This is a genomic window from Croceicoccus estronivorus (assembly GCF_001625325.1).
GTDB lineage: Bacteria > Pseudomonadota > Alphaproteobacteria > Sphingomonadales > Sphingomonadaceae > Caenibius > Caenibius estronivorus.
Genome location: NZ_JRQQ01000014.1, coordinates 18,454 through 27,065, shown reverse-complemented (window position 1 = coordinate 27,065; position 8,612 = coordinate 18,454). Strand labels below are relative to the sequence as shown.

Below are 8,612 nucleotides of genomic sequence, written 5' to 3'. Positions count from 1 at the left end.
TTTCTGGCCCCGAAAAGGAAATGGTGCGCCCTGCAGGAGTCGAACCTGCGGCCTCAGGATTAGAAGTCCCGTGCTCTATCCAGCTGAGCTAAGGGCGCGCATGCCGATGGATCGGCCGCGCGTGCCATAGCGTGCTTTTCCCCTGCCGCAAATCGCTATAGGCACGTATTTCATGGAGCATGAACCCAAACGCATCGAGGGGCGCGCCGGTGGGCGTAGACACTTCCGCTATTACGACCTCGTAATGGCCGGGTTTGTGGCAATTCTGTTGCTTTCCAACATCATCGGCGCATCGAAGCCGAGTTTCGTCACTTTGCCGAATGGTATGGAATGGTCGTTCGGCGCCGGAGTGTTGTTCTTCCCGATCAGCTATATTATCGGCGATGTCCTCACCGAGGTTTACGGATATGCCCATGCCCGCCGGGTGATCTGGGCCGGATTCGGGGCTCTCATATTCATGGCCTTCATGGCATGGGTAGTTGTCGCCTTGCCCCCTGCCAAAGATTGGCCCGGACAGCAGGCATACGAATTCGTTTTCGGCAACAGCTGGCGTATCGTGCTCGCCTCCATGACCGCCTTCTGGGTTGGTGAATTCGCCAATTCCTATGTACTCGCCCGCATGAAGCTGTGGACCGGTGGCAAGTACCTGTGGACCCGCACGATCGGCTCCACAGTGGTCGGACAGGGGCTGGATAGCCTGATTTTCTATCCTCTGGCATTTTATGGTCTCGCCGGCTGGCCGCCAGAACAGCTCATGCAGGTCGTGCTCTCCCAATGGCTGATCAAGACAAGCTGGGAAGCTTTGCTGACCCCGCTTACCTACATCGTGGTCGGCTGGCTCAAACAACGTGAAGGCGTGGAAGTATTCGACAGCGATACCGATTTCTCGCCATTCGCCACGACGCGCTGAATACGGCTCAGCAATGCCGATTGATCGCGTTACCCTGTCCCACTTCCGAAACCATACGGAAAGCCAATTGGATGGAACCCGCCATTTCAATTTGTTGGTGGGAGAAAACGGTGCGGGAAAAACCAATGTGCTGGAGGCCTTGTCGCTTTTTGCCCCCGGTCGGGGACTTCGCCGGGCAGCACTGGTAGAGATGGCGAAATCAGGGGGGACGGGCGGTTTTGCTGTCAGTGCCTTGCTTGACTGCCGCGATGGGAGTGATCCCGTCCGCCTGGGGACAGGCACGCGAAGTGACCGTCCCGGGCGTCGACTGGTGCAGATCAATGGTGCGAATGCCAGTGCGATCGGGCTTGGTGAATGGCTTGCGACAAGCTGGCTCACCCCCGCGATGGACGGCTTGTTCACCGACAGTGCAGGCGCCCGGCGCCGCTATATCGATCGTCTGGCCCTTGCCCTCGATCCCGGCCACGCACGCCATGCCTCTCGTTACGAGACAGCCTTGCGCGAACGTAATCGGCTGCTCGACGGTGAGATGGAACCTGATTCAAGCTGGATGGATGCTGTCGAAACGCAACTGGCGAGTCATGGTTCTTCACTGGCTGCCGGAAGAGCCACCCTTGTGGAACAACTCACCAGCGAGCTCAGCCTGCTCCCTGACCATCCCTTCGCCCGCCCTGCCCTAACTTACGTGGCCGGAGGCCCAGTGGAGCAAGGGGAGCTGGCCCGGGAGCTCAGGCTGCAACGAATGCGCGACCGTGCTGCCCGGCGTACGTTGACAGGCCCCCATCGCGACGAACTGGAGGTCCTCATGGCAGGAAAGCAGATGCCCGCCGCAAGCTGTTCCACAGGCGAGCAGAAGGCGATGCTGATTGCCATCACCCTCGCCCATGCTGAACTGGCTGCGCGGGGGCGCCCCGGCATGCTGTTACTGGATGAAGTCGCGGCCCATCTCGACCCGGTACGACGGATGGCTCTGTTTGAGCGGTTACGGGCCGGTGAAGCACAAGTGTGGATGACTGGTACCGAGCTTGCCCCATTCGATGCGATTGCCGGAGAAGCAGCAGTTTGGCGAGTCATCAGCGGCAGGGTTGAAAGGGCCGGCTAATTCCCGGCCCCATCCCCATGCCACGGGCATTATTCAGGCGAAAACATCCGCGCTCATCGGGTCCTTGGGGTCCGCACCATAGCGGTTCGGTCCCGGCGTGCCCGGCAACAACATGAGCACCAGAAACGCAATTCCCGCGATCAGGTTCACAAACGGAATCATGTAAGCCACGATCAGTCCAAGATACCACCAGCCGGACATATCGCGATCATGCAAACGGCGAACAGAAACGGCGATTCCCGGAATGATCGTCCCGAGGCCCCACACCAACAGAAGAATTACTGCGATCCAGAAGAGGCCGCCAAAGGCAGGCATTCCAGCACCCGGATTTTCAAGTTCCGCGAGGGAGACGCCCCCCGCCAGCATGACAGTCATCAGCACGAAGCTGACGATCACGTTCAGCAAAGCGAACATCCAGAATTCCAGCCGCCGGGAACGCCCGGAAAAATCGGCATAACGCTTCAATGGCAGGATCATCCATTCCATGTTGTTTTCCCCTCTCTCTCGGCAGGAAGTGCCGCCTGGGGCAAAGAGATCATGGAAATCCACAAATCGCAATGGGGGAAGGCGCTGAGAACAACTACCCTCCCCGCTTGATCGGCGGCCTTGCTCCAATCACCATTTATAGCGCGCAGCCACCCCATAAGTACGCGGCTGGTTCGCATAACCGGAAACCGCCAACGGCTGCGCCACGGAATCGAAAATGCGGTTGAAGTATCGATCATCGAGCAGATTGCGGCCCCACACCGACAGTTCCAGCCCATTCTCCATGGCATAAGTCAACGAAGCGTCGACCTCGTCAACCTGACGTTTGAATTTGCCCGCCGCATCGATCGCGGGCTGATAGTCCACGACATTGCCTGCCGCATCACGCTGGATGAAACCGGGCAATCCTTCCACTGCCCAGGCAGAGGATTCATAGTGATAGGCCCCGCGCAATATCAGACGGTCGCCGTTCCCCAGATGCTGATCCCACTGGGCACTGAACGTAGTCGACCATTCGGGGATTTCCGGCGGGCGACGGCCCGACTGATCTCCAACCGCAGATGCCACGAAACTGTTGTACTTCGGATCAAGCCAGGTAATCGCCACCCCTAGAGTCAAAGGCGGAATGGGCCGGGCTGTCCCTTCGAATTCGACCCCGTAAGTCGACTGCTTCCCGGCATTGGCCAACGCAAATCCCGTTCCAAGGAAGATATTGGACTGGAAGCCTTTGATCGCTTGATAGAACACCGCGATATTGGCCGCATAATTGCGCCAGTTCCCTTTGGCGCCGAACTCTATGACTTTCGATTTTTCCGGATCGGCATAGCGTGTGCCGTAACGGAGGTTGGGGACGAGCAGCCCAGCCCCGGCGAGGTCGTTGGCCAAGGTCTGCGGAGGACGGCTGTCCCGCGAAAGGTTGACGGAACTCGCCTTGAAACCCGTCGCGTAGCTTGCATAGAGATTTACGTTGTCCGTCGCATCGTAGGCGAGCCGCAGCGTGTAGCTGAAATTGCCATCGTTGGTTTTGCCGTTCTCCACCGCGTTGGGAACGTTGACGAACGGCGGGAAAAGCTGGAACGAACGCAAGGGGCCAAGGGGGTTGGCCAGCGGATTATTCATGTTCGCGGAAGCAAAGGCAGCCGCTGTTGCCGCATCCAATCCGTTATTGAGAGCCCCCTGGTACAGCAGGCCGTAACGGAAAGGCGCATATTGCGGAGCGTCGAAATCAATCGCGGAGAATGTATCCAGCGACGTGATATCGGTCGTGAACGACTTCTTGTCCTTCGTGTAGTTCCCACCCATGGTCAACGTCAGACGGTCAGCCAGATCGATATCGAATTGGCCAAAAATGGAAAACGCTTCGCTATTCAGCGAAAGGTCCATGTTCTGCCCTGTCCCCGCCACCAGAAAGGTGCCGAGATACTGGGTCGGATCACCGTCGTAAGTACCGAATGCCCCCTCCAGCAGGCCGATACTCAACGCCCCCCCGCTGGAGCCCTGCACCAGCAGGTCGGCATAGGTTCTGAACTGGTCATCCAGAATCAGCGCTCCATTCTGGCGGAATTTCTCGTTGAGATAGAACACCCCGAACAGAGCGCTGATATCATCAGTCAGGTTTCCACTCACACGTAGTTCCTGAGTGAAACTCTTGAGCCTCTGGTCCTGCAAGTTTGTCGCCAACAAGCGCGCGCTGGTGAAGTCGGAATCCTGATCCGTCAGTGCGTTGGTCCGACGCAACGACGTGATCGAAGTGATCTGCATGGGCCCCACATCATAGTCGACCTGGGCCGAAATGCCGTAATTCTCGATCTTGTTGATCGACGGCATATTACTGTAAACTTTGTCATCGAACTGATCCGCCGGATCATTCACCATCCCCCCGATATAAGGCGAGAGGATCGCTGCGGTCGCTGCCGAACTCTGGATATTGACGACACCACAGCAATTTTCATCAATCTTGTCATAGTCGGCAATCACCCGGACCTTCAGGCGATCATCCGGTTCATAGAGCGCCTGTCCGCGGACGAACCACCGATTGCGCTCATTGGTTCTCGTACCGTCTCCCAGGTCCTTCATATAGCCGTCACGCTTGTTCAGCCCGGCAGCGAGACTGACTGCAAGAGCGTCCGTCAACGGGCCCGTCACATAGCCCTTGAGGACTTTCGCGTCGTAGTTGCCGTAGGATGCCTCAAGCGAACCGCCGAAGTCGAACTGCGGTTCTTTCGTCACTATCGAGATAACGCCGGCAGACGCGTTCTTTCCGAACAACGTCGATTGCGGGCCGCGTAGCACCTCAACCCGCTCGATATCCGGGAAATCGCTGATCTGCGACGCAGTGCGCGAACGGAACACCCCATCGACGAACACACCGACCGACGGTTCGATCCCCACATTGTTGGATCCATTGCCAAAGCCGCGAATGAAGAAGTTCGTCGCCGCAGAACCTTGCAGTTGCACGACACGAAGCGACGGCACCACACTGACCAGATCGGCAATATCACGCAATTGCGCGCGTTCGAGCGTCTCGGCGGTCGTGACCGTCACCGCCACAGGTACGTCCTGCAACGTCTTTTCCTGCTTGGTCGCAGTCACGATGATTTCGTTACCTTCGCTTTCCGCAAAGGTCGTTTCCCCAGCAGCACCAGCGGCTACACCATCCTGGGCAAGAGCCCCCAAGGGCACAAGCGCAGCGATCGTTCCCGCACCGCACAGGAACAATGAACGAAAGCGAAGGCCGCGATCCATTGCGACGTTCTTCATTTAGACCCCCTCTCTTCCTCAGGCGGTCCGCCAGGAAATTCCCCGTTCAGCCGCCCGTCTGTTTCGAGCGGTCGACCGGTGCCCTACCGAACCGACACGCTTGATAAACGGTCTTAATCACTTTTCAGTTAACTCCATTTTACACGCGCTGCTGGCGGACCACTTACCCATCGCTCAATATCGCCCTCAGCAGAGATATTGTCCAACATACTTGCCGTTCGACTTCCCTTGGTATAGGGGCGCGCCGTTTCGCGGGTGCAACATGCACAGGCATGACTGGCCCCGCCCCCTGCAATCGAAAGCACCGAGCAGCACGCATGTCCGCAGAAGCCTTGCGCAATATCGCGATCATCGCCCACGTCGATCACGGCAAGACCACCTTGGTCGACCAACTTTTCCGTCAATCCGGCACCTTCCGCGACAACCAGCGCGTGGATGAACGGGCCATGGATTCCAACGATCTGGAAAAAGAGCGCGGCATCACGATCCTCGCCAAATGCACCAGTGTCGAATGGAACGGCAACCGCATCAACATCGTGGATACGCCTGGCCACGCCGACTTCGGCGCCGAAGTGGAGCGTATCCTGTCCATGGTGGACGGTGTCATTCTGCTGGTGGACAGTGCCGAAGGCGCCATGCCGCAAACCAAGTTCGTAACGGGCAAGGCCCTTGCGCTTGGGCTGCGCCCTATCGTCGTGGTCAACAAGATCGACCGCCCGGATGGACGGCCGCAAGAGGTACTGGACGAAGTATTCGACCTGTTCGTCAGCCTCGATGCCAAGGATGAGCAGCTCGATTTCCCCGTGCTCTACGCGTCGGGCCGCAATGGCTATGCCAGCGACGATCAGGAAGCACGCGAGGGCACGCTTGAACCGCTGTTCCAGAAGATTGTCGGCCATGTGCCGGCCCCGGGGCTGGACGCATCCGGCCCCTTTACATTCCTTGCCACTCTGCTCGACCGTGACAATTTCATGGGCCGCGTGCTGACCGGCCGCGTTCAGTCCGGCACACTGAAGATCAACGATCCGATCCACGCGCTCGATATGGATGGCAAAGTGGTCGAAGCAGGTCGTGCGACCAAGCTGATGTCGTTCCGCGGGCTGGAACGGGTTCCGGTCGAGGAAGCCAAGGCCGGGGATATCATTGCGCTGGCGGGGCTGGAAAAGGCCACCGTCGCCAACACCATTGCCGACCCAGCGGTAAAACAGCCCATCGCAGCGCAGCCTATCGATCCACCGACCCTGGCAATGCGATTCTCCGTCAATGACAGCCCGCTTGCCGGACGCGAAGGCGACAAGGTTACCAGCCGCATGATTCGCGATCGCCTGTCACGCGAAGCGGAAACGAACGTCGCGATCCGTGTGACCGAAAGTGCCGACAAGGACAGCTTCGAAGTTGCCGGCCGCGGCGAATTGCAGCTTGGCGTGCTGATCGAAACGATGCGCCGTGAGGGTTTCGAGCTCGGCATTTCCCGTCCCCGCGTGATCTTTGGCGAAGAAAACGGACAGCGGACCGAACCATACGAAACCGTCGTGATCGATGTGGATGACGAATTTTCCGGCACGGTCGTCGAAAAGATGCAGCGTCGCAAAGCCGAACTGACCGAGATGCGGCCGTCAGGCCTCGGCAAGACCCGCATCACGTTTTCGGCGCCCTCTCGCGGGCTGATCGGCTACCATGGTGAATTCCTGTCCGATACGCGCGGGACCGGCATCATGAACCGCCTGTTCGAGAAGTATGGCCCCCACAAAGGTCCCATCGAAGGGCGCAGCAATGGTGTGCTGATCTCCAACTGCGCCGGCGAAGCGGTCGGTTACGCGCTCAATGCTCTGGAAGATCGCGGCATCCTGTTCGTAAAGCCGCAGGACAAGCTCTACGAAGGCATGATCATCGGTGAGAATGCCAAGCCTGACGATCTCGAAGTCAATCCGATGAAGTCGAAGCAGTTGACCAACTTCCGCTCCACCGGGAAGGATGACGCGATCCGCCTGACCCCGCCCACTGTCATGAGTCTCGAGCAGGCGATTGCCTACATCGATGATGATGAAATGGTCGAAGTCACGCCGCAGAGCATTCGTCTGCGCAAGGCAATACTCGATCCGCACGAACGCAAGAAGGCGAAGCGCAAGGAAGCTGCCTGAATTCCGTCAGACCCAGGCGAAAGCCCGTTCGATATAGGCTCGCCCCTTGCCGAACTGGCATTCGCCATGGGCCATGATGACGTTTTCCGGATCAAGTTCGAGCCAGTGCGCCTTCGCCCGGCGCAAATGACTCTTGTCGAAAAACGACAGCCTCCATTCCAGCGGGGCATAACCCCAACCTGCGACGATTTTCCAAATGCGAGCAATCGCGCGTTGCCACGGTGCCCAGTGCGCCTGCAGGAAGGCAGCACTGAAATTCTCTGACAGGTCGGCGAATATCAAAGTGCGCGACTGGCGATGAAAGAAGACAACTTCATCGAGCGCTGGCGATCCCCGCACCCAGAATTGCGCAATCTCATTGCGCCACCCCGGCGGAGCTTCGTCAGCCAGTGTACCCGCAAACCGCAGATCCGGGCGCTTGTCCGCAGTCGACTTGGTCCCCCACACTGCCGCATCCGGGTAAGCATCCTGCCAGTCGCCCAAAAACAGATGGTGGATCTTGTTGGGGCTGACCAAAAATCTCACCGTGCCAATTGCATCGAGTTCAGATTTCAAATTCGGGTTGAACGCAATCAGCGACCAGAACCACAAATCCCCTGACCGCAAACGCACGATCACCGAACGCGTCGGATAGGCAAAGCCATAGAAGGACACGCAATCGCCTTCAGCCAGCCAGATATCCTCGCCTATGGGTCGGAGCCGTTCCACATCGCATCCCTACACCGATGCTTCATTGGTGCAAAACACAGGCTGCACCCTGCCGCACTGACGTGCTGACGCAAGAACACAAGGCCTCACATACGAATTGCAGTCGAACGGGACGCGAGGAGAGCGCCCGGCAATCCGGTCACGCCCTCTTCGGTTCAGTCTAGTCTTCCAGATTGAAGCCGACTTTCAATGTTACCTGATAGTCGATCTCGCCTTCGTGATTCACGTAACCACGCGCATCGACGACTTCAAACCAGCGCACGTTGCGAACCGTTTTGCGAGCGCGATCGAGCGCCACCCGGATCGCCGCGTCCATTCCCTCTTTGGAGATTCCAACGATTTCGGTGAGCTTGTAGACGTGATGGTCCATTTAGGCCTCCTCTGCCAATTCCACCCGTCCAGCAGGAAGGCTACCTTCTCTCGCCCCGGCATACAAGGTGGCCCAGTATCAACCACTTCCAGTTGCAGTGAAATTTTCAACGGCCAGCCATTTCTGGCATAGCAT

Annotated in this window: 7 protein-coding genes and 1 tRNA gene; 3 read left to right on the top strand and 5 right to left on the bottom strand. The window is 58.2% G+C overall.

Translation table 11 applies throughout. The features are described from left to right. Window positions 1-21: 21 nt before the first annotated feature. Window positions 22-98, bottom strand: a tRNA-Arg gene (locus tag MB02_RS16455). A 74-nt stretch (window positions 99-172) separates the two neighbouring features. Between MB02_RS16455 and MB02_RS16450 the strand changes: the two genes are divergently transcribed. Together MB02_RS16450 and recF are read left to right on the top strand one after the other, a co-directional pair. Next, entirely contained in the window at window positions 173-910 is a 738-nt protein-coding gene (locus tag MB02_RS16450; protein WP_067540397.1) for a queuosine precursor transporter, read from the top strand. A 13-nt stretch (window positions 911-923) separates the two neighbouring features. Next, entirely contained in the window at window positions 924-2,012 is a 1,089-nt protein-coding gene (gene recF / locus MB02_RS16445) for a DNA replication/repair protein RecF (protein ID WP_067540394.1), read from the top strand. Between the two features lie 33 nt (window positions 2,013-2,045). Here recF and MB02_RS16440 read toward each other — a convergent pair whose 3' ends face one another. Further along, the gene (locus tag MB02_RS16440; protein ID WP_067540391.1) at window positions 2,046-2,498 is read right to left on the bottom strand and encodes a DUF805 domain-containing protein; all 453 of its coding nucleotides are present in this window, start codon (window positions 2,496-2,498) and stop codon (window positions 2,046-2,048) included. A 129-nt stretch (window positions 2,499-2,627) separates the two neighbouring features. Further along, a complete protein-coding gene (locus tag MB02_RS16435; protein ID WP_067540388.1) occupies window positions 2,628-5,258 on the bottom strand; it encodes a TonB-dependent receptor in 2,631 nt (876 codons plus the stop codon). A 317-nt stretch (window positions 5,259-5,575) separates the two neighbouring features. Here MB02_RS16435 and typA point away from each other — a divergent pair, with 317 nt between their 5' ends. Then, entirely contained in the window at window positions 5,576-7,399 is a 1,824-nt protein-coding gene (gene typA, locus MB02_RS16430; protein WP_067540385.1) for a translational GTPase TypA, read from the top strand. Window positions 7,400-7,405: 6 nt separating this feature from the next. On the opposite strand, the gene MB02_RS16425 is transcribed toward typA, so the two are convergent. After that, a complete protein-coding gene (locus MB02_RS16425) occupies window positions 7,406-8,107 on the bottom strand; it encodes a DUF4336 domain-containing protein (RefSeq protein ID WP_067540382.1) in 702 nt (233 codons plus the stop codon). A 160-nt stretch (window positions 8,108-8,267) separates the two neighbouring features. Beyond that, entirely contained in the window at window positions 8,268-8,477 is a 210-nt protein-coding gene (locus MB02_RS16420; RefSeq protein WP_067540379.1) for a dodecin, read from the bottom strand. Window positions 8,478-8,612 lie beyond the last annotated feature (135 nt).

What these genes read in the sequence shown, in the direction of transcription:
- recF (WP_067540394.1), top strand. Translation starts at nt 924, where the DNA reads ATGCCGATTGATCGCGTTACCCTGTCCCACTTCCGAAACCATACGGAA.
- MB02_RS16435 (WP_067540388.1), bottom strand. Translation starts at nt 5,258, where the DNA reads ATGAAGAACGTCGCAATGGATCGCGGCCTTCGCTTTCGTTCATTGTTC.
- MB02_RS16420 (WP_067540379.1), bottom strand. Translation starts at nt 8,477, where the DNA reads ATGGACCATCACGTCTACAAGCTCACCGAAATCGTTGGAATCTCCAAA.
- typA (WP_067540385.1), top strand. Translation starts at nt 5,576, where the DNA reads ATGTCCGCAGAAGCCTTGCGCAATATCGCGATCATCGCCCACGTCGAT.
- MB02_RS16450 (WP_067540397.1), top strand. Translation starts at nt 173, where the DNA reads ATGGAGCATGAACCCAAACGCATCGAGGGGCGCGCCGGTGGGCGTAGA.
- MB02_RS16440 (WP_067540391.1), bottom strand. Translation starts at nt 2,498, where the DNA reads ATGGAATGGATGATCCTGCCATTGAAGCGTTATGCCGATTTTTCCGGG.